This is a genomic window from Herbidospora galbida, from assembly GCF_005233835.1.
In the GTDB taxonomy this organism is placed as follows: Bacteria; Actinomycetota; Actinomycetes; order Streptosporangiales; family Streptosporangiaceae; genus Herbidospora; species Herbidospora galbida.
The window spans coordinates 447,042-471,875 of sequence record NZ_SZQA01000001.1 but is presented as its reverse complement, the minus strand read 5'-3'; the positions used below and the strand labels follow the sequence as shown (position 1 = coordinate 471,875).

The window sequence follows — 24,834 nt, the reverse complement described above, 5'->3', positions numbered from 1 at the left end:
ACATGAGACACACCTGGACGGCCGTCCTGGCCGCGGCGGCGACCCTGCTCACCGCCTGCTCCAGCGGTTCATCGGACGCGGCCCCGTCGGACGGGAAGGTCACCCTCACGTACGCGAACTGGAGCGAGGACCAGGCCCCCGCGATGGAGCAGATCGCGGCCGAGTTCCACAAGGAGAACCCGAACATCACGGTCAAGGTGCAGACGCTGCCCTGGCCCGAGTACTGGTCGACCCTCCAGGTCGGCGCGGCGGGCGGCACCGCGCCGGACGCCTTCTGGATGCTCGCCGACCACTTCCGCGAGTACGCCAAGGGCGGCGCGCTGATCGACCTGTCCGACACGGTGAAGACCGCCGGGATCGACATGACCGCCTACCCCAAGGCCGTGTCCGACTCGTACACGTACGAGGGCAAGATCTTCGCCCTGCCGAAGGACTTCGACACCAACGGCATCTGGTACAACAAGGCGCTGTTCGACGCGGCGGGCGTCAAGTACCCCGACGACACGTGGGGCTGGCAGCAGGTGCAGGACGCCGCCAAGAAACTGACCGACCCGGCCAAGGGCGTGTGGGGCATCGCCGCCCCGATCGACGCGCAGGGCGGCTACTACAACACGATCCTCCAGGCGGGCGGCAGCATCATCAAGCCGGACGGCACCGCCTCCGACTTCGCCGGCCCCGAGGCCGTCGCCGGGCTGAAGTTCTGGACCGACCTCCAGAAGGCCGGCGCCTCGCCGACGCTGAAGCAGCTCTCCGACACCGAGGCGGTGTCGATGTTCGAGAGCCAGAAGGTCGCCATGTACTTCTCCGGCGCCTACTGGGCGCTGCGCTTCCACAAGAACGCCGACCTGAAGGGCAAGGTCGACGTCGCCCCGCTGCCGCAGGGCGTCAAGCGCGCCACCGTCACCAGCGGCATCGGCAACGCCGGCTACGCCGGCAGCAAGCACCCCGAGGAGCTGAAGAAGTTCCTGGCCTTCCTCGGCGGCACCAAGGCGGCGGAGATCCAGGCGGCCACCGGCACCGTGCTCCCGGCCTACAAGGGCACCCAGCAGCCGTGGCTCGACTCGATGCCGGAGTTCAAGCTCCAGGTCTTCATCGACGCCGTCGAATACAGCGTGCCGCTCCCGGTCGCCGGCAACACCGCCGAGTGGCAGGGCCTGGCGGCGCAGTACCTGGCCCCGGCCTGGGACGGCGCCAAGCCCGTCGAAGAGGCGGCCAAGGAGTACCAGACCGCCGTCGACCAGGTGCTCGCCAAGCAATGAGGTCGTCAGCGAGGAGCGCGAACAGGCCGGGCGTGTGGTGGGCGCTGCTGTTCATCGCGCCCGCGACCGTCGGCCTGGTCGCGCTCTACCTCTGGCCGTTCCTGTCGACGTTCGTCAAGAGCTTCCAGGACGTCCCGGCCTTCGGGCCCGCCACGTACACGGGCCTGGACAACTACGTCGAGCTCGTCGGCGACGGCGAGGTGTGGAAGGCGTTCGGCAACTCGGCGCTCTACACCGTGCTCGTGCTGCTCGGCATCCCGCTGGCGGTGGTGCTGGCCGCGCTGATCGAGCAGGTGAGCCGGGGGCGCTCGGTCTACCGGGTGCTGTTCTTCCTGCCGGTCGTGACGCTGCCGGTGGCCGTCGGCATGGTCTGGCGCTTCATCTACAACGGCGACTTCGGACTGCTCAACTACGTGCTGTCGTGGTTCGGGATCGACGGTCAGTTCTGGGTGGCCGACCCCCGGTTCACGATCTACGCCTTCGCCGCCGTCGGCATCTGGATGGGCCTGGGCATCAACCTGATCATCCTCGGCGCGGGCCTGCAGGCGATCCCGAAGGCCGTGTACGAGGCGTCGTCGCTCGACGGCGCGGGCCGGGTGCGGCAGTTCGTCCACATCACCGTGCCGCTGCTGAGCCCGAGCATCTTCTTCGTGACGATCCTCACCGTGATCGCCGCGCTCCAGATGTTCGACCTGATCTTCATCATGCTGCGCAGCGTGAACAACACCGCGCTGGCCGACTCCAAGACGATCGTCTACCTGTTCTACGAGAAGGCGTTCGTCCAGTTCCAGCAGGGCTACGGCGCGGCGATCGCGATCGTGCTGCTGATCGTGATCATGATCGCGACGGCGCTCCAGTTCCGGCTCCAGAGATCGTGGGTGTTCTATGGGTGAGCGCCGCACGTGGCCGATCCACCTGCTGCTGATCGTCGCCTCCGTGATCATGGTCGTGCCGTTCGTCTGGCAGCTCCTCACCGTCTTCAAGACGACCCCCGAGGTGGCCAGGATCCCGCCGGCGATCCTGCCGGAGGAGTTCAGCCTCCACGCGTTCGAGACGTTCTTCTCCACGGTGCCGTTCTGGTCGATGTTCGCGGTCTCCACCGGTTCGCTGGTGCTGCGCGTCGTGGGCCAGGTCGCGGTCGCCGCCCTGGCCGGATACGCCTTCGCGCGCCTGCCGTTCCCCGGCAGGAACGCGCTGTTCGGGCTGTTCCTGGCGATGCTGATGGTGCCGAGCCAGCTCTTCCTGATCGGCCAGTACGGCCTGATCCGCGACTTCGGCCTGCTCGACACCCTGCCGGCCCTCGCGATCCCCGGTATGTTCTCGGCGTTCGGGACCTTCCTGATGCGCCAGGCCTTCATGAACATGCCCCAGGACTTCGAGGAGGCGGCCCGCCTCGACGGCGCCAACCCCTTCCAGGTCTTCTGGTACGTCATGCTCCCGATGGCCAAGCCGACCCTCGCCGCCCTGACCGTGCTGACCGGCCTCTACTCCTGGAACGACCTGCTCTGGCCGCTGATCGTCTCGCCCTCGGGCGAGAACCGGCCGCTGCCGGTCGGCCTGGCCGGGCTGCAGGGCCAGTTCGGCACCGACTACCCGACGCTGATGGCGGGCGCGCTCGTCTGCTCGATCCCGCTCGTGCTCGTCTTCCTGCTGCTGCAGCGCCAGTTCTTCCGCGGCATCGCCAGCAGCGGACTCAAAGGATAGGAACCATGAACCCGATCCACCTGCGCGCGGGCGGCACCAGTGTGGTGGTCGCCGTCGACGGCGGGCGGCTGCCGCGCGTCCTGCACTGGGGTCCCGACCTCGGCGACCTCGGGCCCGGCGCGCTGGCCGACCTCCAGCGGGCCGCGCTGCCGGCCGTCGGCGACAGCGCCGTCACCTACCCGCAGCCCGTCCCGGTGCTGCCGCAGCTCCACGAGGGCTGGCTCGGCCGCCCGGGAATCGTCGGCGACAGCGACGGGCGGCGATGGGCGCCGTACTTCCGGGAGGCCGGGCACACGGTCGACGGATCGGTGCTGCGCTCCGCGGCCCGTGACCCCGAGTTCGGGCTCGCGATCGAGGTCGAGATCGAGGTGCTTCCCGGCAGCGGGCTGGTGCGGCAGCGGGCCCGGGTGGTGAACGAGGCGGCGGAGCCGTACCGGATCGGCTCTCTGGAGCTGGCGCTGCCGGTGCCGCCGGAGGCGACCGAGATCCTCGACCTGACCGGGCGCTGGGCGCTGGAGCGGGTGCCGCAGCGGCGCCCGTTCCAGGCCGGCGAGTGGGTGCGCGCCTCCCGCGGCGGCAAGCCGGGGCTGGAGCACACCCTGCTGCTGGCGGCAGGGGAGCGCGGCTTCGGGTTCCGGCGGGGGCTCGTGTGGGCCACCCACCTGGCGTGGAGCGGCAACCAGGTGCTCGCCGCCGAGCTGACCCCGGCGGGCACCCGCCACCTGGCGGCCGGTGAGGCGCTGCTGCCGGGGGAGGTCGTCCTCGGCCCGGGGGAGTCGTTCCAGAGCCGCTGGCAGTACGGATCGTGGGGCGACGGCCTCGACGAGATGGCCGGGCGGTTCCACCGGCATCTGCGGTCTCGCCCGAGGCCGCCCCGGCCCGTGGTGCTCAACACGTGGGAGGCCGTGTACTTCCGGCACGACCTCGACACCCTGGTCGCGCTCGCCGAACGCGGCGCGGAACTGGGCGCGGAACGGTTCGTGCTCGACGACGGCTGGTTCCTCGGCCGCCGCGACGACACCACCTCGCTGGGCGACTGGACGGTCGACCCCGACGTCTGGCCCGACGGGCTCGGGCCGCTGGCCGCCCGCGTGCGCGAGCTCGGCATGGACTTCGGGCTCTGGTTCGAGCCCGAGATGGTCAACCTCGACTCCGACCTGGCCCGGCGGCACCCCGACTGGGTCTTCGAGGCCGGCCACGGCCCCGGCCTGCCCTCCCGCCACCAGCACGTGCTCGACCTCGGGCACCCCGAGGCGTACGCGTACGTGTTCGAGCGGATCAGCGGGCTGGTGGCGGCGCTGGAGATCGCGTACATCAAGTGGGACCACAACCGCTACCTGCTCGACGCCGGACGGCGGCCGGGCGTGCGGCGGCAGGTCGAGCAGGTCTACCGGCTGATGGCCGGGCTCAAGGCCGCCCATCCCGGGCTGGAGATCGAGTCGTGCGCCAGCGGCGGCGGGCGGGTCGACCTCGGCGTGCTGGAGTTCGCCGACCGGATCTGGCCCAGCGACTGCAACGACCCGCACGAACGGCTGGAGATCCAGCGCTGGACCGGACTGCTGGTCCCGCCGGAGATGCAGGGCACCCACATCGGCGCGGCCGAGTCGCACACCACCCACCGCGTCCACCCCCTCGACTACCGCGCGGAGAAGGCGCTGTGGGGGCACCTGGGCGTCGAGGTCAACCTGCTCACCGCCGACGCGGAGACCCTGTCCGCGCTGGCCCGCTGGGTGGCCTTCCACAAGGAGCACCGCGAGCTGCTGCACTCGGGCGACGTCGTGCACGCCGACCTCCCCGACCCGGCCTTCCGGCTGGAGGGCGTGGTGGCGGCCGACCGCTCCGAGGCCCTCTACGCGTTCAGCGTGGTCGAGCGTCCCGCCGTCTGGCCGCCGGGCCGCATCGCTTTTCCCGGCCTGGACGACGACCGCACCTACCGGGTCGAAGCGGTCTATCCCGGCTCGGTGCCCGGCGGTGTGCTGCCGCCGTGGCAGCACACCGGCGTCACCCTGCCCGGCCGGGCGCTGCGGGTGGAGGCCCCGTCGCTCGACGTCGACCGGTCGGTGCTGTTCCGCGTGGTCGCCGTCTAGCCCTTCGCGCGGTTGCGGTATTCGGTCGGGCTCGTCTCGTGCAGGCGGCGGAAGTGCCGGGAGAAGTAGAACGGGTCGGTGTAGCCGACCTCGCGGGCGATGTCGGCGACGGTGGCGTCGGTGGTGTCGAGCAGGTTCCGGGCCTGGGCCATGCGCAGCGCGGTGTGGTGCGCGAGCACCCCGCCGCCGGTGGCCCGGCGGAACAGCGCCGACAGGTGGGAGGGCGAGACGCCCACCAGCGCGGCGAGCTCGGCCACCCGGACCGTGGTGTCGAGGCGTTCGGCCAGGTAGGCCATCGCGCGCTGGAGCGGGTCGCCCGGCACCGGCATCACCCGGTCGAGCACGATCTGGGTGAGCAGCTTCCAGGCGGCCCCGGCCGCGCCGGTCAGCGCGGCGGGGGAGTGGTCGCGTTCCATGATCGTGACGATCTCGTCGAGCAGGGCCACCGCCCGGTCGAGCCGCCTGATCGACACCACCGGCCGGGACGGCCCCGCGCCGATCTCCTCCAGCAGCTCGGCCAGGTCGGTGCCGCGTAGGTGGCACCACCAGATCGTCCAGGGTGCCTCTGTGGAGGCGCCGTAGGCGTGCGGCACGCCGCGTGGGATGACGAGGGCCGCGTTCGACCCGATCCGGTAGGTCACGCCGCCCACGGTGGCCCAGCCGAGGCCGCCCGTGCAGAGGATGAACACCGCCTCTTCGATGCCGCTCGGCCTCCTCATCAGGTGGTCTGTGGCGACGGGGTAGTAGCCGGTGTCGGTGACCATGAGCCGGCGGGTCACCGGCCGGGCGCTCGCCTCGGCCACCACCCGGCGCGGCACGACGGTCAGCCGCTGGTTGCGGAACCCCTCCTGGATCGGCATGCGCCCAGTATGGCGGATCGTCCAGGTGCAGACGTGAAACAGACATTCAATTTGAAAGGGAACACTTGTTGACTAAGGCCATGGGACGCGGATTGTTGTCGGAGAAGGTCGCCGTGGTGACCGGGGCGGCGTCGGGCATCGGCGCGGCGGTGGTGGAACGTTTCCTGGCCGAGGACGCCCGCGTGATCGCGGTGGACATGGCCGGGCAGTCCGCCCGGCCGGGGCTCGTGACGATCACCGGCGACGTGGCCGACGTCGCCACCTGGCGGCGCGTCGCCGACCTCGCCCGCACGGAGTTCGGCCGCCTGGACGTCCTGCACAGCAACGCCAGCACCTCGGTCGGCGCCCCCGCCCACGAGCTGGCCGAGGCCGATTGGGACCGCCAGCTCGCGGTCAACCTGAAGGCCGCCTATCTGGCCGTCCACACGTGCGCCGGGCTGCTGCGGGAGAGCGGGGGAGCCGTGGTGCTCACCTCCTCGGTGCACGCGCTGGTGGGCATGCCCGGCCACCCGGCCTACGCCGCCGCCAAGGGCGGCCTGATCTCGCTCGGCCGTCAGCTCGCCGTCGAGTACGGCCCGGCGGTCCGGGTCAACACCGTGCTGCCCGGCCCGATCCTCACCGCCGCCTGGGAGGGCATCGGCGAGGAGGACCGCCGGCGCAGCGTCGCCTCCACCGTCGCCGCCCGGTTCGGCCGCCCCGACGAGGTGGCCGCCGCCGTGACCTTCCTGGCCAGCGCGGAGAGCTCGTACATCACCGGGACCACGCTGGTCGTCGACGGCGGCTGGACCGCTGTGAAGGACTCCGCGTGAAGATCACCAGAATCGAGACCTTCCTGGTCCCGCCGCGCTGGTTGTTCTGCCGGGTGGAGACCAACGACGGCGTGGTCGGCTGGGGCGAGCCGGTCGTCGAGGGACGGGCCGAGGCGGTGCGCGCGGCCGTCCACGTGCTGGCCGAGTATCTGGTCGGCCGCGACCCGCTGCGCGTCGAGGACCACTGGCAGGTCATGTCCACCGGCGGCTTCTACCGGGGCGGACCGGTGCTCTCCAGCGCCCTGGCCGGCCTCGACCAGGCGCTGTGGGACATCGCGGGCAAGACCTACGGCGTCCCCGTGCACGCCCTGCTCGGCGGCCACGTCCGCGACCGCGCCCGCGTCTACGCCTGGACCGGCGGCGACGAGCCCGCCGAACTCGCCGACGGCATCGCCGCCCGCGTCGAGGCGGGGTTCACCGCCGTCAAGATCAACGCTTCTGGACGCATGCCCGCGCTCGCCGGCCCCGCCGCCGTGAAGGGCGTCGTCGACCGCATCGCGCTGGCGCGCGACGCGCTCGGCCCGGACCGCGACCTGGCGGTGGACTTCCACGGCCGGATCGGCGCGGCCGACGCCCGCCGGATCCTGCCGCTCATCGCCGAGTTCCACCCGCTGTTCGCCGAGGAGCCCGTGCTGCCCGACCGCCCGCATCTGCTACCGGGCGTGGTGGCGGCTTCGGGCGTCCCCGTGGCGGTCGGGGAGCGGCTCTACTCGCGCTGGGACTTCCGCCCGGTGCTGGAGGCCGGGGTCGCCGTGGTGCAGCCCGACCTGTCGCACGCGGGCGGCATCTCCGAGACCCGGCGCATCGCCGCGCTCGCCGAGGTGTGGGACGCCCGGCTCGCCCCCCATTGCCCGCTCGGCCCGCTCGCCCTGGCCGCGAGCCTCCAGGTCGCCTTCGCCACCCCCAACTTCCTCATCCAGGAGCAGTCCATCGGCATCCACTACAACGAGGGCGCCGACCTGCTCGACTACGTCACCGACCCCGAGGTGTTCCGCTTCACCGACGGGTACGTCGCCCGGCCCCTCAGGCCCGGCCTCGGCGTGGAGATCGACGAGGCCGAGGTCAGGCGGGTCGACGCGGTCGGCCACGCCTGGCGCAACCCGGTCTGGCGGCACGAGGACGGCGCGGTGGCCGAATGGTGATCCCGCTGACGGCCCGCTTCGACCTCACGCTGGGCGGCCGGTGGACGTCGCTGTCCGGCGGCGGCCGGGAATGGCTGTGGTCCCGCCCTGATCCTGCGCGTGCGGTGGTCTCGCCGGGGTCGGCGTTCGTGGACGTGGGAGGCCTGGAGGAGTGCGTGCCGACGGTCCGGGGCCTGCCCGACCACGGCGACGCCTGGAGCCGCCCCTGGACGGGCGCCCCCGCCCGCGCGACGGTGAGCTGCGACGGGTTCGAGCTGACCCGCGTGATCGGCGAGGAGGCCGGGGCGGTGGTGGCGACCTACCGGTTGTCGGCCGACCCGGGCTTCCGCTTCGTCTGGTCGGCGCACGCCCTGCTGGACCTGGGCGAGAAGGCCCGGCTGGTGGCTCCCGACGGCACTCCGGTGCGGATCTACCCCGAGGCCGCACCGTTGCTCGACGTCCCGTGGCCGGCCGGCGCGCCCTTTCTGGACGGACACTGGCCGGCCCCGTTCGGCGCGGAGCTCGACCGGCTCGGCCCGGACGACGGATCGGCCGCAGGGGCGGTGCTGCGCTGCGCCTCGGTGCGCGTCGAGGACGAGACCGACGTGCTCGACCTGCGCGTCGAGGCGCCGCCGGAGGTGCCGGTGGGCACCGCGTTGTGGCGCAACCTCGGGGGATTCCCCGAGGACGCGCCCTACCGGAGCATCGGCGTCGAACCCATGCTGGGCACGGTCTTCGACGTGGCCGAAGCCGGTCCGGGCGACGCCGCGCAAGTGCCCGCCTCGGGGGAACTGAACTGGCGACTCGTCGTCGCCGCGGAACGGATGTGATGATGACCGGTTTTCTCCCCGACCTGACCGAGCACCGCCTGCTGGCGATCGTGCGCGGACCCGATCGCAGGGCGGCGCTGGACACGGTGCTCACCCTCGCCGGTGAAGGCGTGCGGCTGATCGAGGTCTCGCTGGTCACCGCAGAGGCGCTGGAGGTGATCCGCGACGCGCGGGCCGCCCTCGGGCCCGACGCCCATCTCGGCGCGGGCACCGTCGTCACCGCCGACGACGCCCGGCGGGCTGCCGACGCGGGGGCGTCCTTCCTGGTCACCCCGGCGGTGAGCGAGGCGGTCGGGGCGGGGGCCGCCGTGGGGTTGCCGGTGCTCGCGGGGGCGCTCACGCCGACCGAGGTCGTCGCCGCGCGCGTCGCCGGGGCGGCCGCGATCAAGTTGTTCCCCGCCTCGCTCGGCGGGGTGCGGCACCTGCGGGCGTTGCGGGACCCCTTCCCGGACCTCCCCTTCGTCCCGGTCGGCGGGGTCGGACCGGCGGAGGCGGTCGAGTATCTGGCGGCCGGGGCGGTCGCGGTCGGCGTCGGCTCCCCGCTCGTGGGGGACGCGGCGGCGGGTGGCGATCTCGACGCGTTGAAGGCGCGGGCCCGCGAGTTCAGGGAGATCCTGTGAGCGTGCTCACCTTCGGCGAGACGATGGCCGCCCTGCGGGCCGACGGCCCGATCAGGCTCGGCGGCGGCATGCGGTTGTCGGTCGCCGGGGCGGAGTCCAACGTCGCGATCGGCCTGGCCCGGCTGGGCCACCGTGTCCGCTGGGCCGGGCTGGTGGGCGACGACGAGACGGGCGAACTCGTGCTGCGCACCCTGCGGGCCGAGGGCGTCGACCTGACGCACGCCCGCGCCGACCGGCGCGGGCCCACCGGCCTGGTGCTGTTCGAGCGCAGGGTCGGCGAGCTGACCCGGGTCATCTACCACCGGGCGGGCTCGGCCGCGTCGTTCCTGTCACCCGGCGACGTGCTGCCCGCGCTCGACCCGGCGCCCGCGTTGCTGCACGTCACCGGCGTCACCCCGGCCCTCGGCCCGGGTCCCGCCGAGGCGGTCCGCGCCGCCGTCGCCTCCGGCGTGCCGGTCTGCCTGGACGTCAACCACCGCGCCCGCCTGTGGGACCGCGCGACGGCCGCCGCGACGCTCCGCCCGCTGGCGTCCGCGCTGACCGTCGTCGTCGCCTCCGACGACGAACTCGACCTCGTCGCCCCCGCCGCCGCGACCACCGAACGCGACCGGGTGGCCGCGCTGCTCGACGCCGGGGTGCGCGAGGTCGTCGTCAAACGCGGCGCCGACGGCGCGACCGGCCACACCGCGACAGAGACCGTGGACGTCCCGGCCCGGCGGGTGCGGGTCGCCGATGTGGTCGGCGCGGGTGACGCGTTCGTCGCGGGGTACCTGTCGGGGATGCTCGACGATCTCGACCTGTCCGGCCGTCTCGAACGGGCGGTCACCGTCGGCGCGTTCGCCGTCGCCTCGACCGGCGACTGGGAGGGCCTGCCCACCCGCTCCGAACTGGGCCTGCTCGACAGCCTGCCCGGATCCGTCATCCGATGAGGAGAGCCATGGACGTCTGGTCTGCGATCGACTGCGAACTGGGCGAGGGCGCCCGCTGGGTCGACGGCCGCCTGGTCTTCGTCGACATCCTCGCGGGCAGGCTGCTCACCGTCTCACCCGACGAGCCGGGCCCCGCCGAGGAGCTGTTCCGGCTCGACGTGCCGCTCGGGGCCGTCGCCCCGGTCCGCGACCGCCCCGGCCAGTGGCTGGCCGCCGCAGGGCAGGGCTTCGCCCTGCTCGACGAGAAGGACGGCTCGGTGACGTGGCTCGACCGCCCCGCGCCGCCGACCTCCCGGATGAACGACGCGGTCTGCGACCCGGCCGGCCGCATGTGGGCGGGCGCGATGCCCTACGACTCCACGCCCGGCGCGGGCGTCCTCTACCGGGTCGGCCACGACCTGACGGTCACCCCCGTGCGCACCGGCCTGACCATCCCGAACGGCCCCGCCTTCACCGCCGACGGCCGCACGATGTACCTGGCCGACAGCGCCGAGGGCCGCATCGACCGGCACGACGTCGACCCGGGGACCGGCGACCTGGGCGCACCCGCCGTCTTCGCCACGATCGACCAGGGCGGCCCCGACGGCATGACCGTCGACGCCGACGACCACCTGTGGGTGGCGGTCTGGGGCGGCTCCCAGGTACGCCGCTACACCCCGGCCGGACGGCTCGACCGGGTCGTGGACGTGCCGACGCCCCAGCCCACGAGCGTCTGCCTCACCGACGGCCGCCTGTTCGTCACCTCCGCGGCCCTGGGCCTGACCGATGCACCGCCTCACGCGGGAGCGCTCTTCGCCGCTGAGGGCATGCCCCCCGGCCGCCCGGCGGCCCCGTTCGTGCGAGCTCAGTAGACGCACTGCACCACGACGTCGTCGAAGTGGAAGACGGCGTCGTGGGGCCCCGTCAGGCGGCCGTCATGCCGCCGTCGATGGCGAGGGCGGCTCCGGTGATGAAGGGGGACTCGTCGCTCAGCAGGAACGCCGTGAACGCGGCGATCTCCTCCGGCCGGCCGATCCGGCCGATCGGGTGCATCGCCCCGGCCGCCCGCAGCGCCTCCTCAGGCGTGGGGCCCATGCCCGACCGCAGCAGTGGGGTGTCGACGCCGCCTGTCACCAGGGCGTTGATCCGGATGCCCGCCGCGGCCGTCTCCAGTGCGGCCGATTTGGTGAGCCCGATGACTCCGTGCTTGGCGGCGCTGTAGGCGGCCATGCCCGGCTGGCCGCTGACGCCGCTGATGGAGGCGTTGTTCACGATCGCGCCGCCGCCGCTCGCCTTCAGGGCCGGGATCTGGTGCTTGAGGCCGTAGAAGACGCTGCTGAGGTTGAGGATCAGTTCGGCGTGCCAGGCGTCGGCGTCGAGGTCGGTCACGGGGCCGGGCGCGGTGGCGGCGCCGACGTTGTTGAACGCGCCGTCGAGGCGGCCGTACCGGCTCACCGCCTGCCTGACCAGCTCGGCCGTCTCGCTTTCCACTGTCACGTCGGCGGGGATGAAGGTGGCCTCGCCTCCGGAGGCGCGGATGGCGGCCGCCAGGGTGTCGCCGGCCTCTTTGCCGCGTGCGGCCAAGACGACCTTCGCGCCCTCGGCGGCGAGCCGTTCGGCGGTGGCGCGGCCCATGCCGGAGGTGGCGCCGGTGATCAGGATGACTTTGCCGGTGAGACGTGTGGACACGGTGACTCCTGTGTCGGATAGGTGGTGATCAGAAGGTGAGTACGAGCCGGCCGCGCACGCCGCCGGCTTCGAGCCGCCGGTGGGCGGTGGCCGCCTCGGCGGCGGGGATGGTCGCCGCGACGCGCGGCGTGAGCACGCCCGACTCGACGAGCTCGCGGATCCGGTGCAGCTTGTCCGTCCGTCCCGCGTAGTCGGGGACGAACACCGTGCGCACCGCGACCCGGCCGTTCTCGCCGAAGTCGTGGCCGCCAGGCTCGTCGCCGGTGCGGAAGCGGGCGTACGCGCCGCCGTCGCGGACGGCGTCGAGCAGGCTCGGCCCGACCAGTGCGGTGTCGGCGACGGCGTCCACGCCGCCGGGACGGCGGGCCCGGATGCGTTCGGCGACGCCGGGCCCCCTGGCCACGATCTCGGCCGCGCCCAGGCCGCGGACCAGCGACTCGTCGGCGGGCGCGGCGTCGGCGACCACGGTCAGGCCCGCGTGGGCGGCCAGCTCGACGAGGTAACCGCCGAGGGTCCCGGCGGCGCCGACCACGGCGAGCACCGATCCGGGGGTGAGCGCCAGCAGGTCGAGCGCCAGGAGGGCGGTGAGCCCGTTCATCGGGAGCGTCGCGGCGGCCGCGTGATCGGTGTCGGCCGGCGCCGGGACGACCCACCCGGCCGGCAGGACCGCGTAATCGGCGTAGCCGCCCTGCGGCGTCACCATCGCCATCACCGATTGGCCGATCGACAGCCCGGTCGCGGTTCCCGGGCCGATCTCGTCGACCACCCCGGCGATGTCCAGGCCGGGTACGTACGGGCCCGGCACGTCGGCGAACGCCCAGGCGCTGGCGCCGGAGCGCAGCAGCGTGTCGGCCGGGTTGACCGCCGCGGCGTGCACCCGCACCCGGACCTCACCGGGGCCGGCGTGGGGGGCGGGCAGGTCGAGAACACGGAGCGCTTCGGGTCCTCCGAACTCGTGGACCCCGATTACTTGCATCGTCCCAGCTCCCGAATGGTTCTTGATGTATACCAGGTCTGACGTTGATACCTTCCACCCGAGTGCGGCCAGGCCGCAAGAAGGCACTTCGTCATGACCAGGTATCGCCGGGGGAACCGTCTGGGAAGGAACCTGGTATCGGCTGTATACTGTGCTCATGTCGCAACCGGCCGAGCTGTGTGAGGAGGGGCGCCTCGCCCTGATCCGCGACGTGCTCGAACGGATCGGCGACAAGTGGTCGGTGGTGGTCATCTGCCAGCTCGACGACACCACCCGCAGGTTCAACGAGCTCAGCCGGATGAGCAGGCCCATCACCAAGCGCATGCTCAGCGCGACGCTGCAGGGGCTGGAGCGAGACGGCCTGGTCACCAGGACCGTCTACGACACCAAGCCCCCGCGCGTCGACTACGCGCTGACCCCGCGCGGGATGAGCCTGCTCAAGGTGGTGCGGGCGCTGGCCGGCTGGGCGGAGGACAACGCCACCGGCATCCTGGAGTCGAGATCGGGCTTCGACGCCCGCTGAGGGTCAGATCGCGACCGCCCCGTCGGAGGCCGAGCCGACGGTCGCGACCTTCGAGCGGGTCGAAGCCGTGGGGCACCCCCGCTCGGAAGGGCGCCCCCGGTCTCATTCGGTCGCGCAAGTCGCATACGCGATGACGCTCCACTCCCTGCTGGTGGAGCTCAGTTCGTTCGCGGTGGCGGTGACGGCGCGGGTGGTGGGGACGAACTCGGTGAGAGCGGTTTCACCGGCCGCGCCGGGAATGGAGAATCCGGCGCCGAGCGCCTGCTTTCCTTCGGGACAGGACACGAGCGTGCCCTTGTTGCTCGAGTTCTCGTCGGTCTCGTCCTGGACGACCTGGAGACCCACAGGTCGTTCCTCGGCGCAGATCGCGAAAGCCCGGAGGTAGTAGTTGCCGTCGTAGCCTCGGTGGTTCTCCGTGGTGTGAACCGAGACGGAGTCGAGTGTGGGGATCAGGTCGGTGACGCTCACGTTGCCGCGCGCACCCTCCATCTGGTAGCCGGAGCCGAGCAGCCATTCGCCGTCCCGGCAGTCGAGTTCCACGTCCTTCGGATTGGGATGCGAGCTGGTGGTCGCGTAGCGGACCGTGGTGGCCCCGTGCGGATACCCGCACACGGCCCACACCCGGATCCTCCACGGGGAACTCGTTCCAGACAGGGTTTCGACACCGTAAGCGCTGACGCTCGTGCCGGTCGGGATCACCTCGTCGATGACGACGTCACCGCCGACGCCTCCGGCCACGTCTCCGATGATCTCAGCGCCGGTGCCGATCACGCGCTTGGCGTCGGGGCAACTGATCTCGGCGCCCTTGTCGTTGGAATTGCTGTCGCTGGTGTCGCTGACCACCACTCGTCCGGGGACGTCCGCCGACGCGGAGGTGGACGTCGTCACGAAGCCGGTGACCAGTGCGACGATGAGCGGCACGGCCGCCGCCCGGGTGCGTATCGCGGGGATGTTCACTGAACCCTCCTGGGCAGGGGACGAGACCGGTTCCCCGCTTGTCGGAGAAGGCGTCCCCATTCCCGCACTGTGCTGCTCGGCGGCTTCGGGCACCGCGCCCTTTTACCTGTTGACGCATGGTTCTCCAGGACCGGGTGAACGCGCGGGCCTGGCCTCGAAGTCACCTGACGCCGGCTACCACGGTGGCGACTGCGTCGACCCGGCCCGCCGCGCGGAAGCCGATCCGCTCGTAGACCCGCGACGAGTCGTCACCCGACGCTTCGAGCCAGGCCAGGTCGGCGCCCGACTCGAAGATCAGCCGGCTGAGCGCGGCCGTGATGGCCCCGCCGAGACCGCGACGCCGGTAGGGCGCCCGCACCGCGATGCCCGCGATCTCGCTCACCCCCGCCGCCGGGTGGGACTGCCTGACCCGCACCGGCACAGGTGCCGTCCGAGGCGAACGCCGCCATCTCGAAGCCGCCCCGTCGCCGCCCCGCTGCCGCAGCGTTTCGAGGCGGTCGACGTCGGCGTCGCTCACCTCGGACGCGTCGCCGAACGGCCCGGTTCTCCGGTTGCCCGTACTCCAAGCGGGGCTGCCGTGACGCGGAGCGGAACACGCTCACCAAGCTTTCGACGTCGGAGGCGGTGATCTCCCGGCCCGCTGAGGACGGGCCTGCGGTCAGATTGTGACCGCCCCGTCGGAGGCCGAGCCGACCGTCGCGACGTACTTCGCGAACACCCCCCGCTCGACCGGCCGGTCCGGGCGGACCCACGCCGTGGCGCGGGCCTCCAGTTCGGCCGCGTCCACGCGCAGGTCCAGCACCCGGGCGGCCGAGTCGATCACCACCGTGTCGCCGTCCTGGACGAGGGCCAGCGGGCCTCCCCGGTAGGCCTCCGGGGCCACGTGCCCGATGACCAGGCCGTGGGAGACGCCGGAGAACCGGCCGTCGGTCACCAAAGCCACGTTCAGGCCCTGGCCGACCAGCGCGCCCGTGATCGAGAGCATCTCGCGCATCCCCGGGCCGCCGGCCGGGCCCTCGTACCGGACGATGACCACCTCGCCGTCGACGATGCGGCGTTCCTGGATGGCGGCGAAGCAGGCCTCCTCGCCGTCGAAGACGCGGGCCGGGCCGGTGAACACGAAGTCGGGCTTGCCGCCGAGCTTGAGCACGCAGCCGTCGGGGGCCAGCGAGCCGCGCAGGACGGCCAGCGCGCCGGGGCCCTTCACCGGGTCGGCCACGGTCTTCACGACCTGCTGGCCCGGCGCCTCCTGGGCCGACTCGGCCACCTCGGCGAGGGTGCGGCCGTCGACCAGGGTGACGTCCTCGCGGAGCAGGCCCGCGTCCAGCAGGCGGCGGACGACCAGCGACGTGCCGCCCGCGCGCCACAGGTCGGCGGCGCTGTGCGGGCCGGCCGGCTTCACGCCGGCGACGATCGGGATCTGGTGGCAGATGCGGTCGATGTCGTCGATCTCCAGCGCGATCCCGGCCTCGCGGGCGATGGCCAGCAGGTGCAGGACCGAGTTGGTGGAGCCGCCCATCGCGGCGACCGAGACGATCGCGTTGTGCAGCGACGCCTCGGTGATCACCCGGGACGGGCGGGCGTCGCGGGCCAGGGCGTCCATGACGACCTCGCCGATCCGCACGGCCGCCTCGTTCTTCGAGGGGGCCACGGCCGGGATGTCGCTCACCCCGAAGGGCGACAGGCCCAGGAAGTCGCAGATGGCGCCCATCGTGTTGGCGGTGTACTGGGCGGCGCAGGTCCCGGCCCCCGGGCAGGCGTGCCGGGCCAGGTCGTCGACGTCGTCCTGGGTGAGCTTGCCGACGCTGCGCTCGCCGAGCGCCTCCCACATGTCCTGGATCGTCACGTCGCGGTCGCGCCAGCGGCCGGGCATCATGCTGCCGCTGTAGAGGATCACCGACGGCACGTCGAGGCGGCTCAGGGCCATGATCGCGGCGGGCGCGGTCTTGTCGCAGCCGACGATCGCCACGATCGCGTCGAACTGGTGGGCGCGGCCCATCAGCTCGATGGAGTCGGCGATGACCTCGCGGCTGACCAGCGAGGCTCGCATGCCGGGGGTGCCCATCGTGAGGTTGTCGGAGACGGCGATGGTGTTGAACTCCATCGGGGTGCCGCCCGCCCGGCGCACCCCGTCGGCGACGTGGGCGGCCAGCTCGCGGTGGGTGAGGTTGCACGGCATGGTGCCGGTCCACGTCGAGGCGATGCCGACCTTCGGGCGGCGCATGTCCTCGTCGGTCCAGCCCATCGCGTACAGGTGGGAGCGCGCCGGGGCGCGGTCGGGGTCGGTCGCGATGCTCATGCGGTCTCCCTGGTGGTGGCGACGGGCAGGTCGAGGCCCAGCAGCCGCGCGGCGTTGCCCGCGAAGATCAGTTCGCGGTCGCGAGGCGACAGGTTGAGTTCGTCGACGATCCTGACCTGCTCTTCTGCGTACTTCCTGATGTATCCCCACGGGAAGTCGCACGAGTCGGTGCCGAACAGGACGCGCTCGGGGCCGAAGGTCTCGTGGAACTTCCGGAACAGGGCCTTCTGGTCGAGGTCGTAGGGGACCCAGCGGGTCCACTCGTGGTTGCTGGAGCTGTCGACGTGGACGTTGGCGTTCGACCAGCCCAGGCGCAGCAGCTCGGCCGGGTAGCCGCAGCCGAAGTGGGCGACCACGAAGTTGACGGTGGGGAAGGCCTTGGCGACGTCGTGCAGGGCCAGCGGGTCCATGTTGGGGGCCCAGCCGAGCCCGCCGCCGCCGTTGACCGGGCCGAAGTGGAGCACGACGGGCAGCGCGTGCTCCTCGACGACCTCCCACACCGGCCACAGCGACCGGTCGGCCAGCGGCACGGTCACCCAGGGCGCGATGACCTTGTAGCCGCGCAGCCCGATCTCCACGGCCCGGCGCAGTTCGGCGGCGGCACCGGGGGAGCAGGGCTGGTGGTTGGCGAAGCCGGTGAACCGGTCGGGGTGGGCCGCGACGACCGAGGCCAGGCGGTCGTTGCCGCCGCCGGACATGAAGACCACCCGCTCCAGGCCGAAGTCGTCGGCCTCCGCCCGCCAGGCGGTCGCGAGGTCTTCGGCGGTGCGCGTCTCGGGCGCGGTGGGCGGCAGGCTGCGCGCCCTGCGGACGCGTTCGGCGTACCGGGCGGAGTTGGCGCGCAGCACCTCCAGCTTGGCGGGGCCGCAGACGTGCTCGTACTCGGCGTCGAGGCGGTCCTGGGTGGGCTCGGCGCCGGGGAAGTGGCAGTGGAAGTCGATGATCATTTGATCCGCACCGTGTTCCGCAGCAGGCCGACGCCCTCGACCTCGCACTCGACCACGTCCCCGTCCTGCAGCCAGAGCTGCGGGGTGCGGCCCATGCCGACGCCGTGCGGGGTGCCGGTGGCGATGACGTCGCCGGGGTTCAGGGTCATGTACGTCGACAGGTAGGCGATGATCTGCGGGATCTGGAAGATCATCTCGCTGGTACGGCCGTCCTGGACGACCTCCCCGTTGACCCTGGCCGAGATGGCCAGGTCGTGCGGGTCGGCGATCTCGTCGGCGGTGACGATCCACGGGCCGAGTGGGCAGAACCCGTCGAAGTTCTTGCCCCGGAACCACTGCCCGTCGGCGAACTGGGCGTCGCGGGCCGAGACGTCGTCGGCGACGGTGTAGCCGAACACGCCGTCGGGCCCGATGACCACGGCGAGCTCGGCCTCCCAGTCGAGCTGTTCCGTGCTTCCGGCAGGGACCACGACGTCGGAGTGGGGGCCGGTCAGGGTGTGGGCGGTCTTCACGAAGGCCAGCACCTTGGACGGGGTGTCCAGGCCGGTCTCCCGGATGTGGTCGGCGTAGTTGAGGCCGATGCAGATGATCTTCTCCGGGTGGGCCAGCGGGCTGAGCAGCTCCACGTCGGCCAGCGGGACCGCCGGTCCGTTCGCGGCGATGTTTTCACCGGAGGCGATCAGGTCACGGACGGCGTCGGCCATGTAGGCCGTGGACTCCTCGGCCACGGGGGCGACGGCGTCCCCTTCGACGAGCCCGGCGAAGATCCGGCCGTCGGACGTGCGGTAGCGGGCGATGCGCATAAAGACAGAACTCCAATCCCGAAATTTCGGGATAAAACGGGCGAATGAAGAGCTGGGGGTGCCGAAACGACGGCAACCCAAGCGCTCGGATGCCGGCGAGACGGGTGCGGTAATTGCTCAGGCGACGTGCTCAGGCGAAGGCCGGCAGGAAACGCTTCTGCTCGGCGATCAGGGCGTCCGTGAGCGCGGCGGCGGCGTCGGGGTCGGTCACCGCGCCGTCGGCGATCATCGCCTCCACCGCGAGGTCGCGGGAGCCGGTCATGGCCGCCTCGACGGCCAGGTAGACCGAGGTCAGGCGGCGGGCCAGGATCGCGGTCAGCGGAGCCGACAGGTCGGGGACGGACACCGGGCGCAGGCCGCGCGCGGTGGCCACGCCGGGGATCTCCAGCGCCGCGTCGTCGGGCAGGCCCGGCACCGCGCCCCGGTTGGGGACGTTGACCGAGAACATCTGGCGCCGGTCCAGCTCGATCGAGCGGATGATGGCGATGAGCTGCTCCTGCTCGCCCGTCGAGCGGTCGAAGACGGTCTCGTCGAGCGGGGCCTCGCCGAGCGCCTGGGCGCGCATGCCCTGGTAGCGGTTCTCGCCCCACTCCAGGATCTCCGGCACGGAGAAGGCGTCCACGCCGAGGGTCTTGCCGTAGTAGGAGCCGCCGGCCCAGCGCTCGGGGAAGAACTCCAGCACGTGGCGGTCGTTGGCGGCCGGGTAGGCGCCGTACCGCTGGAAGATCTCCCAGGAGAACGGGTTGTGCCAGGCCTTGCCGTTCTCCCAGATGGAGCCGATGTCCTGCGGCTCGGGCGCGACGGCCAGTTCGCGGGCGACCTTCTCGCGCACGCCCGGCCAGGCGTCGGCGCCGTTGTGGCGGAAGTCGTAGATGAAGGTCAAATGGTTGATGCCGGCGTACAGGGTGGAGGTCTCCTCGAAGGGGAGACCGGCGAAGGCGGCCAGTTCGCGCTGCACGTGGTGCATGCCGTGGCACAGGCCGACGACCTCGACGCCGGCGTAGCGGGTCATCGCGTACACGTTGGCGGTCATCGGGTTGCTGTAGTTGAAGAAGAACGCGTCCGGCGCGAGCGCCTTGACGTCATGGGCGACCTCGACCATGACCGGGACGGTGCGCAGCAGGCGGGAGATGCCGCCGGGCATCACCGAGTCGCCGACCGGCTGGTAGATCCCGTGCCGGATGCAGACGTCGTGGTCGGCCTGCCAGGCGGGGCGGCCGCCGACGCCGACGCAGGTCACGACGTAGTCGGCCCCCGGCAGCATCTCGCGGCGGTCCGTGGCGGAACGGACCGTGATGCGGTCGCCCGCGTTCCTGGCCTCGACCATCAGCTCGGCCAGCCGGGTGGCCACGCCGAGCGCCTCCTCGTTGACGTCCACGAGGCGGATCTCCCACGCCCCGAGGTCGTCGGCCGAGATCAGGTCCGCCAGCAGGCCCCTGGTGAAGACGGCCGAGCCCGCTCCTATGAGGACCAGTTTGCGGATCGCAGAAGTCGGCATGCGATTCGCGGGCAACGTGGTCATGGTGCTCCTTTGGTTCAGGTGGAGACGACGGTGATGCCCGCGCCTTCGAGCGCGGTCACCGCCTCGACCGGCGCGGCCGTGTCGGTCACGACCGTGTCGATCCGCGACAGCGGCGCTATGCGCACGGCGCTGCGCTGGGTGAACTTGCTGTGGTCGGCGAGCACGACGAGCCGCGTCGCCGCCGCGATCATGTTGCGGTCGGTCTCGGCCTCGGCCAGGTGGGCGCCGAGCATCCCGTACGCCGGATCGATGCCGTAGGCGCTGAAGAAGCCGACGTCGATGTGCACGTCGTTGAGTGCCTGCGTGGTCAGGTGGCCGAGCAGCGACAATTCGGCGTTGCGCATCAGGCCGCCCAGCACGAGCACCTGCGTGGTCTCCGAGGCGATGCCGATCGCGTACGCGATGGCGACCGAGTTGGTCACCACGGTGACGTCCGGCACCGCGACGAGGTGGGGCACCATCTGGGCCGTGGTCGAGCCGCCGGTCAGCAGCACCGCGCTGCCGGGGGTGATCATCCGGGCCGCCGCGGCGGCGATGCGGCGTTTCTCGTCGAGGTTGCGGATCGAGCGTTCGATCATCGGCGTCTCGGCGACCTCCGGGCCGCCCTCCACGGAGACCGCGCCGCCGTGGACGCGGCGCAGCAGGCCGCGTTCGTCCATCTCGTCGAGGTCGCGGCGCACGGTGGAGACGCTCACGTTCAGCAGCGCCGCGAGGTCGTCCACGCTCACCGACCCTCGGCTGCGCACGTGGGAGAGCAGTTCGCTCCGGCGCCTCTCGCTCAGCATCAGTAGCCGGCCTTTCTGTCCACAAGATTCAGCAGGGGGCGGCCCTCGACCAGCCGCCGCAGGTTCTCGGTGAACAGCACGCGGACATGATCGTGGTAGCCGGGCGCGAATCCTGCCACGTGCGGAGTGATCAGGACATTGCTTTCCGACCAGAAAGGACTGTTTTCCGGCAGCGGTTCCTCGGCGAACACGTCGGAGATGAGATAGCCGACCTGCCCGCTCCTGAGGGCGGCCAGCAGCGAGTCTTCGTCGACGACCCCGCCCCGGGCCCCGTTGATGACCACGGCGCCCGGCTTGAGCTGCGCGAACGCCTCGGCGTCGAGCAGGTGGTGGGTCTCGTCGGTGTGCGGGACGGTCAGCACGAGGTAGTCGGAGCGGGCCAGCAGGCCGGGCAGGCCGTCGGGCCCGACGACCTCGGCCGGGGTCTCGTCGGCGACCTCGCTGAAACGTTCGCCGGCCCGGGTCCCGCCCCGGCGCATGCCGATGACGTTCATGCCGAAGGCGTGCGCGAGCCGGCCGATCTCCTGGCCGATGCGGCCGTACCCGACGATGCCGACGGTCGAGCCGGGGATCATGCGGGGCATGAGGCGGTTCCACCGGTAGTCCAGGTCGGGCCAGTGGTCCAGGCCGATGATGTGGGGGAGATGGTGGGCGTGGGCGAGGATCATCATCAGCACCCACTCGGCCAGCGGCTTCGGGGAGACGCCGCCGATGGTGGTGACGTCGACCTCCGAATCCCACAGGTCGGTGTTCTTCACGTGGTCGCAGCCGCTCGTGTCGAGCTGCACCCAGCGCAGCCGGGGGGCCGCGCCGGCCTTCGGGAACGCGGTGTTGGTGTAGAGCACGTCGGTCTCGGCCAGCAGGTCCGCCGGGATCTCGTCGGCGCTGCGGGCCAGGTGCCTGCGCACCCGGACGCCGGGCACCGTCACGGCGGCCAGCCAGTCGTCGTCGAAGTCGAGGGTCACCAGCACGTTGATCATCGGGGGAGTCCTCACTTGATGCCCGATCGGGCCATGCCTTCGACGAAGTGCCGCTGGAACAGGGCGAACACGATGATCATCGGGATCATCGACAGCAGTGACATCGCCATCAGCGAGCCGTAGTCCTGGCCGTACTGGTTCTTCAGGAACAGCAGGCCGACCTGGAGGGTGTAGCTCTCGGGGTCTTTCAGCACGATGAGCGGCCAGGCGAACTCGTTCCACCGCCACATGAACGTGAAGATCACCAGCACCGCGATCAGCGGACGGCACAGCGGCAGCACGACCGTGCGGAAGATGCGCCACTGGCTCGACCCGTCGCACTGCGCGGCCTCGATCAGCTCGTCGGGGATCGCCATCATGAACTGCCGGGCCATGAACAGCCCGAACGCCTCGGCCAGGCGCGGCACGATGACGCCCCAGTCGCTGCCGATCAGCCCGAAGTCCACCACCAGGTGGAACTGCGGCACCATCACGACCTGCACGGGCACCATCAGCGTGCTGATGATGAGGATGAACAGCACGTTCCGGCCGGGGAAGCGCAGCTTGGCGAAGGCGTAGCCGGCCATCAGGTTGATGACCACGGTCAGCACGACGGCGACGACGGCGATGAACACCGAGTTCACCGCCCACATGCCGTAGGGGAACTTGCTCAGCGGATCGGTCAGGTTCTCCCACCGCACGCTCGTCGGCCACAGGTGCAGTCCGGGGCCGCGCATGTCGGCCGAGGAGGAGATCGCGGTGACGATCATCCAGTAGACCGGGAACAGCATCGCGACCGCCCCGGTGATCGCGAACGCCAGGCGATAGCGCGTCATGCGACGTCCCTCCGCTTGTTCACACGCCACTGGACGATCGTCATGACCAGGACGATGAGGTAGAGCACGACGCCGATGGCCGAGGCGTAACCCTGCTGCCGCTGCTCGAAGCCGGCCGAGTAGGCGTAGGTGACCAGCATCGTGGTCGAGTTGCCGGGCCCGCCGCCGGTCATGACGTACACGATGTCGAAGACCTGGAAGCTGTTGATGATCCCGATCACGATCAGGAAGAACGTGGTCGGGCCGAGCTGCGGGATCGTGATGCGGCGCAGCGTCGCCCAGCGGGAGGCGCCGTCGCAGCGGGCCGCCTCGAACACCTCGCGCGGGATGCCCTGGAGGGCGGCGAGGTAGACGACCATGTTGAAGCCGAGGCCGATCCACAGGCTGATGGCCACCAGTGACAGCAGCGCCGGCACGCCCTCGGACTGCCACGGCACCGGGCCGAGCCCGACGACGTCGAGGATACGGTTGACCAGGCCGATGTCCTCGTTGAACAGCCACGCGCCGATGAGCGCGCTGCTCACGCCGGAGATGACCGCGGGCAGGTAGTAGATCGCCCTGATCAGCCCCCGGGCGGGCATCCGCTTGTTCAGCAGCAGCGCCGCCGCCAGGCCCGCGACCAGGCACAACGGCACCGAGATCGCGGTGTAGAGGGCGGTGTTCCACAACGCCGTCCAGAAGATCTTGTCGCTCAGGATCTCCTGGTAGTTCTGCAGCCCCACCCATTTGGCGAGGCCGAAACCGCGGGTCTGCTGGAGGCTGATCCAGAACACCTGGATCAGCGGCCAGAACATGAAGACCGCGAAGACGGCCACCGCCGGTGCGGCGAACGCCAGGCCGGTCAGCGCCTCGCGCGCCCGCCGCGTCCGGACCGTTGCCATCGGGCCTCCTCTTAGGCGGACAGCGCCTTCTCGATCGCGGTGCCGATCGCGCCGACGGTGTCGTCGGCGGACTGGCCGCCGGTGAAGTAGCCCTCCAGGTTCTGCACCAGCGCGTCGTTCACGCCGGAGAAGCCGGGCAGGGTGACGAACTGGACCAGGTCGGCGGGCATGGTGGTGGCCTGCTGCTGGAAGACCGGCATCAGATCGGGGGAGACGGCGTAGTTCAGCTTCGCGTCGGCCAGGTCCTTGCGGGCCGGGAGCACCGTCGTCTGCTCGCAGAACAGCTGCATGTTGGCCGGCTCGGCGAGGAACTTGGCGAACGCGGCGGCGGCCTCGGGCGCCTTGCTCTGCGTGGTCACCGCGACCGCGTTGCCGCCCAGGTCGGAGGCCGCGCCACCCGGGCCCTTGGGCAGGAAGGTCGCGCCGATCTCGATGCCCTTGGCGGTCTTGCTGATGTCGGGCAGCAGGAAGTCGCCGACGAACGCCATGGAGATCTTGCCGGAGCCGAACACGAGGTCGGGGCTGTTGGCCGTCTTGACCATCATGTTCTTCGGCATCAGGCCCTTGTCGTAGAACGACTTGGTGAACTCCAGGGTCTGGCGGGCCTGCGGCGAGTCGAACACGACGCTCTTGCCGTCGGGGCCCAGGGCCTTGCCGCCCGCCTGCCACAGCCAGTTGAACCAGCGGTAGGCGCCGTACTGCTGCCAGTTGACGCCGAAGGGGGCGGTCGCGCCGGTGCCGGCGGCCTTCAGCTTCTCGGCGACCTCCAGGAACTGCTCCCAGGTCCAGGCGGTGTCGAGGGTGGTCGGCACGTCGGTGATGCCGGCCTTCTCGAAGTGCGCCTTGTTGTAGAGGATCGCGCTCGTGTCGGTGTGGTGCGGGACGCCGTAGGGCTTGCCCTCGTACTGCACGCCGGCCCAGAGGGCGTCGATGAACTGGCCCGAGTCCGCGCCGATCGTCGCCGACAGGTCGGCCAGCACGCCCTGCGAGCTGTAGATGCCGATGTCGTTGTAGGTGACGCGGAACAGGTCGGGACCCTGGCCCGACTGCAGCCGGGCGTCGAGGGTGGTGCGCATCTGGTCGTACGGAAGCTGCTCCACCTTCACCTTCACGCCCGAGTTGGCCTTCTCGAAGGCGCGGGCGATGGTGTTGAAGGCGGCCATCTCGGCGTCCGAGCCCCAGACGGAGAACGTCAGGTCGCCGGTGGCCGCGCCGGCGCTCGCGGCGGCGGCGGGGGCGCTGGTGCCGGCGTCACCGCCGCCACAGGCGGCGAGGGCGCTCGTCGCGGCGACGCCCGCGGCTGTCATGCCGGCCGCGCGGAGGAACTGGCGGCGGTTGAAATTCATGGGGGGCCTCCCTTGGGCTCCGGCCTGGTGTGCCGTTCCTATCAACTTCACGCAGAAAACGTCAATACATCCAAAAATGGTCACTTGACAGTCACGACAGCCGTCTCTACGGT

General features: G+C 71.5%; 25 protein-coding genes. 11 read left to right on the top strand and 14 right to left on the bottom strand.

Translation table 11 applies throughout. The annotated features are described in order from the left end of the window. Positions 1-2: 2 nt before the first annotated feature. Genes FDA94_RS02275 through FDA94_RS40980 form a run of 4 tightly spaced genes read left to right on the top strand, consistent with a single transcriptional unit; the run spans position 3 to position 5,050 of the window. Positions 3-1,259, top strand: a complete 1,257-nt coding sequence (locus tag FDA94_RS02275) for an ABC transporter substrate-binding protein (protein WP_212735128.1) — start codon at positions 3-5, stop codon at positions 1,257-1,259. After that, the gene (locus FDA94_RS02270; RefSeq protein ID WP_137245310.1) at positions 1,256-2,152 is read left to right on the top strand and encodes a carbohydrate ABC transporter permease; all 897 of its coding nucleotides are present in this window, start codon (positions 1,256-1,258) and stop codon (positions 2,150-2,152) included. The genes FDA94_RS02275 and FDA94_RS02270 overlap by 4 nt, the downstream gene beginning before the upstream one ends. Next, a complete protein-coding gene (locus FDA94_RS02265; protein ID WP_137245309.1) occupies positions 2,145-2,963 on the top strand; it encodes a carbohydrate ABC transporter permease in 819 nt (272 codons plus the stop codon). Before FDA94_RS02270 ends, FDA94_RS02265 begins: the two co-directional genes overlap by 8 nt. 5 nt (positions 2,964-2,968) lie before the next feature. Beyond that, the gene (locus FDA94_RS40980; protein ID WP_137245308.1) at positions 2,969-5,050 is read left to right on the top strand and encodes an alpha-galactosidase; all 2,082 of its coding nucleotides are present in this window, start codon (positions 2,969-2,971) and stop codon (positions 5,048-5,050) included. Here FDA94_RS40980 and FDA94_RS02255 read toward each other — a convergent pair. Beyond that, positions 5,047-5,910 (bottom strand): AraC family transcriptional regulator, encoded by an 864-nt coding sequence (locus tag FDA94_RS02255; protein WP_137245307.1) that lies wholly within the window; start codon positions 5,908-5,910, stop codon positions 5,047-5,049. The genes FDA94_RS40980 and FDA94_RS02255 overlap by 4 nt on opposite strands. A gap of 80 nt (positions 5,911-5,990) precedes the next feature. Here FDA94_RS02255 and FDA94_RS02250 point away from each other — a divergent pair, with 80 nt between their 5' ends. The 6 genes from FDA94_RS02250 to FDA94_RS02225 are packed head-to-tail and all read left to right on the top strand — an operon-like array spanning position 5,991 to position 11,070. After that, complete coding sequence (locus FDA94_RS02250) at positions 5,991-6,719, top strand: SDR family NAD(P)-dependent oxidoreductase (RefSeq protein ID WP_137245306.1); 729 nt, start codon at positions 5,991-5,993, stop codon at positions 6,717-6,719. Then, complete coding sequence (gene dgoD, locus FDA94_RS02245) at positions 6,716-7,861, top strand: galactonate dehydratase (RefSeq protein ID WP_137245305.1); 1,146 nt, start codon at positions 6,716-6,718, stop codon at positions 7,859-7,861. The genes FDA94_RS02250 and dgoD overlap by 4 nt, the downstream gene beginning before the upstream one ends. Next, positions 7,855-8,670, top strand: a complete 816-nt coding sequence (locus FDA94_RS02240; protein ID WP_137245304.1) for a hypothetical protein — start codon at positions 7,855-7,857, stop codon at positions 8,668-8,670. The genes dgoD and FDA94_RS02240 overlap by 7 nt, the downstream gene beginning before the upstream one ends. Before the next feature lie 2 nt (positions 8,671-8,672). Next, on the top strand, positions 8,673-9,290 hold the full coding sequence (locus FDA94_RS02235; RefSeq protein ID WP_137245303.1) for a bifunctional 4-hydroxy-2-oxoglutarate aldolase/2-dehydro-3-deoxy-phosphogluconate aldolase: 618 nt from the start codon (positions 8,673-8,675) through the stop codon (positions 9,288-9,290). Next, positions 9,287-10,219: a sugar kinase gene (locus FDA94_RS02230; RefSeq protein WP_137245302.1), complete on the top strand. Its 933-nt coding sequence runs from the start codon at positions 9,287-9,289 to the stop codon at positions 10,217-10,219. Before FDA94_RS02235 ends, FDA94_RS02230 begins: the two co-directional genes overlap by 4 nt. 8 nt (positions 10,220-10,227) lie before the next feature. After that, the gene (locus tag FDA94_RS02225; protein WP_137245301.1) at positions 10,228-11,070 is read left to right on the top strand and encodes an SMP-30/gluconolactonase/LRE family protein; all 843 of its coding nucleotides are present in this window, start codon (positions 10,228-10,230) and stop codon (positions 11,068-11,070) included. 52 nt (positions 11,071-11,122) lie between these two features. Here the strand turns inward: FDA94_RS02225 and FDA94_RS02220 are convergent, their stop codons facing one another. Together FDA94_RS02220 and FDA94_RS02215 are read right to left on the bottom strand one after the other, a co-directional pair. After that, on the bottom strand, positions 11,123-11,887 hold the full coding sequence (locus FDA94_RS02220) for an SDR family NAD(P)-dependent oxidoreductase (protein WP_137245300.1): 765 nt from the start codon (positions 11,885-11,887) through the stop codon (positions 11,123-11,125). Between the two features lie 28 nt (positions 11,888-11,915). Continuing rightward, positions 11,916-12,863, bottom strand: a complete 948-nt coding sequence (locus FDA94_RS02215; protein ID WP_137245299.1) for an NADP-dependent oxidoreductase — start codon at positions 12,861-12,863, stop codon at positions 11,916-11,918. A 157-nt stretch (positions 12,864-13,020) separates the two neighbouring features. Here FDA94_RS02215 and FDA94_RS02210 point away from each other — a divergent pair, with 157 nt between their 5' ends. Continuing rightward, complete coding sequence (locus FDA94_RS02210) at positions 13,021-13,386, top strand: winged helix-turn-helix transcriptional regulator (RefSeq protein ID WP_137245298.1); 366 nt, start codon at positions 13,021-13,023, stop codon at positions 13,384-13,386. Positions 13,387-13,488: 102 nt separating this feature from the next. Here the strand turns inward: FDA94_RS02210 and FDA94_RS02205 are convergent, their stop codons facing one another. From FDA94_RS02205 to FDA94_RS02155, 11 genes are all read right to left on the bottom strand, one after another. Continuing rightward, positions 13,489-14,343, bottom strand: a complete 855-nt coding sequence (locus FDA94_RS02205; protein WP_137245297.1) for a hypothetical protein — start codon at positions 14,341-14,343, stop codon at positions 13,489-13,491. A gap of 160 nt (positions 14,344-14,503) precedes the next feature. Beyond that, on the bottom strand, positions 14,504-14,860 hold the full coding sequence (locus FDA94_RS02200) for a GNAT family N-acetyltransferase (protein WP_212735126.1): 357 nt from the start codon (positions 14,858-14,860) through the stop codon (positions 14,504-14,506). Between the two features lie 141 nt (positions 14,861-15,001). After that, the gene (ilvD, locus tag FDA94_RS02195) at positions 15,002-16,642 is read right to left on the bottom strand and encodes a dihydroxy-acid dehydratase (RefSeq protein WP_137245296.1); all 1,641 of its coding nucleotides are present in this window, start codon (positions 16,640-16,642) and stop codon (positions 15,002-15,004) included. After that, positions 16,639-17,589, bottom strand: a complete 951-nt coding sequence (locus FDA94_RS02190; RefSeq protein ID WP_137245295.1) for an amidohydrolase family protein — start codon at positions 17,587-17,589, stop codon at positions 16,639-16,641. The genes ilvD and FDA94_RS02190 overlap by 4 nt, the downstream gene beginning before the upstream one ends. Continuing rightward, the gene (locus tag FDA94_RS02185) at positions 17,586-18,392 is read right to left on the bottom strand and encodes a fumarylacetoacetate hydrolase family protein (protein WP_137245294.1); all 807 of its coding nucleotides are present in this window, start codon (positions 18,390-18,392) and stop codon (positions 17,586-17,588) included. Before FDA94_RS02185 ends, FDA94_RS02190 begins: the two co-directional genes overlap by 4 nt. 130 nt (positions 18,393-18,522) lie before the next feature. Then, positions 18,523-19,914, bottom strand: coding sequence for a family 4 glycosyl hydrolase (locus tag FDA94_RS02180; RefSeq protein ID WP_137245293.1), 1,392 nt, complete (start codon positions 19,912-19,914; stop codon positions 18,523-18,525). Between the two features lie 14 nt (positions 19,915-19,928). Beyond that, on the bottom strand, positions 19,929-20,699 hold the full coding sequence (locus FDA94_RS02175) for a DeoR/GlpR family DNA-binding transcription regulator (RefSeq protein ID WP_137245292.1): 771 nt from the start codon (positions 20,697-20,699) through the stop codon (positions 19,929-19,931). Continuing rightward, positions 20,699-21,679, bottom strand: coding sequence for a D-2-hydroxyacid dehydrogenase (locus FDA94_RS02170; RefSeq protein WP_137245291.1), 981 nt, complete (start codon positions 21,677-21,679; stop codon positions 20,699-20,701). The genes FDA94_RS02175 and FDA94_RS02170 overlap by 1 nt, the downstream gene beginning before the upstream one ends. 11 nt (positions 21,680-21,690) lie before the next feature. After that, entirely contained in the window at positions 21,691-22,494 is an 804-nt protein-coding gene (locus FDA94_RS02165; RefSeq protein WP_137245290.1) for a carbohydrate ABC transporter permease, read from the bottom strand. Continuing rightward, entirely contained in the window at positions 22,491-23,375 is an 885-nt protein-coding gene (locus FDA94_RS02160; RefSeq protein ID WP_137245289.1) for a carbohydrate ABC transporter permease, read from the bottom strand. The genes FDA94_RS02165 and FDA94_RS02160 overlap by 4 nt, the downstream gene beginning before the upstream one ends. Positions 23,376-23,386: 11 nt before the next feature. Then, positions 23,387-24,721 (bottom strand): ABC transporter substrate-binding protein, encoded by a 1,335-nt coding sequence (locus tag FDA94_RS02155; protein ID WP_137245288.1) that lies wholly within the window; start codon positions 24,719-24,721, stop codon positions 23,387-23,389. Positions 24,722-24,834 lie beyond the last annotated feature (113 nt).

Coding starts and splice junctions, on each gene's coding strand:
- FDA94_RS02275 (WP_212735128.1), top strand. CDS start 3: ATGAGACACACCTGGACGGCCGTCCTGGCCGCGGCGGCGACCCTGCTC.
- FDA94_RS02270 (WP_137245310.1), top strand. CDS start 1,256: ATGAGGTCGTCAGCGAGGAGCGCGAACAGGCCGGGCGTGTGGTGGGCG.
- FDA94_RS02265 (WP_137245309.1), top strand. CDS start 2,145: ATGGGTGAGCGCCGCACGTGGCCGATCCACCTGCTGCTGATCGTCGCC.
- FDA94_RS40980 (WP_137245308.1), top strand. CDS start 2,969: ATGAACCCGATCCACCTGCGCGCGGGCGGCACCAGTGTGGTGGTCGCC.
- FDA94_RS02255 (WP_137245307.1), bottom strand. CDS start 5,910: ATGCCGATCCAGGAGGGGTTCCGCAACCAGCGGCTGACCGTCGTGCCG.
- FDA94_RS02250 (WP_137245306.1), top strand. CDS start 5,991: ATGGGACGCGGATTGTTGTCGGAGAAGGTCGCCGTGGTGACCGGGGCG.
- FDA94_RS02240 (WP_137245304.1), top strand. CDS start 7,855: ATGGTGATCCCGCTGACGGCCCGCTTCGACCTCACGCTGGGCGGCCGG.
- FDA94_RS02235 (WP_137245303.1), top strand. CDS start 8,673: ATGACCGGTTTTCTCCCCGACCTGACCGAGCACCGCCTGCTGGCGATC.
- FDA94_RS02225 (WP_137245301.1), top strand. CDS start 10,228: ATGGACGTCTGGTCTGCGATCGACTGCGAACTGGGCGAGGGCGCCCGC.
- FDA94_RS02215 (WP_137245299.1), bottom strand. CDS start 12,863: ATGCAAGTAATCGGGGTCCACGAGTTCGGAGGACCCGAAGCGCTCCGT.
- FDA94_RS02210 (WP_137245298.1), top strand. CDS start 13,021: ATGTCGCAACCGGCCGAGCTGTGTGAGGAGGGGCGCCTCGCCCTGATC.
- ilvD (WP_137245296.1), bottom strand. CDS start 16,642: ATGAGCATCGCGACCGACCCCGACCGCGCCCCGGCGCGCTCCCACCTG.
- FDA94_RS02190 (WP_137245295.1), bottom strand. CDS start 17,589: ATGATCATCGACTTCCACTGCCACTTCCCCGGCGCCGAGCCCACCCAG.
- FDA94_RS02185 (WP_137245294.1), bottom strand. CDS start 18,392: ATGCGCATCGCCCGCTACCGCACGTCCGACGGCCGGATCTTCGCCGGG.
- FDA94_RS02180 (WP_137245293.1), bottom strand. CDS start 19,914: ATGACCACGTTGCCCGCGAATCGCATGCCGACTTCTGCGATCCGCAAA.
- FDA94_RS02175 (WP_137245292.1), bottom strand. CDS start 20,699: ATGCTGAGCGAGAGGCGCCGGAGCGAACTGCTCTCCCACGTGCGCAGC.
- FDA94_RS02170 (WP_137245291.1), bottom strand. CDS start 21,679: ATGATCAACGTGCTGGTGACCCTCGACTTCGACGACGACTGGCTGGCC.
- FDA94_RS02165 (WP_137245290.1), bottom strand. CDS start 22,494: ATGACGCGCTATCGCCTGGCGTTCGCGATCACCGGGGCGGTCGCGATG.
- FDA94_RS02160 (WP_137245289.1), bottom strand. CDS start 23,375: ATGGCAACGGTCCGGACGCGGCGGGCGCGCGAGGCGCTGACCGGCCTG.
- FDA94_RS02155 (WP_137245288.1), bottom strand. CDS start 24,721: ATGAATTTCAACCGCCGCCAGTTCCTCCGCGCGGCCGGCATGACAGCC.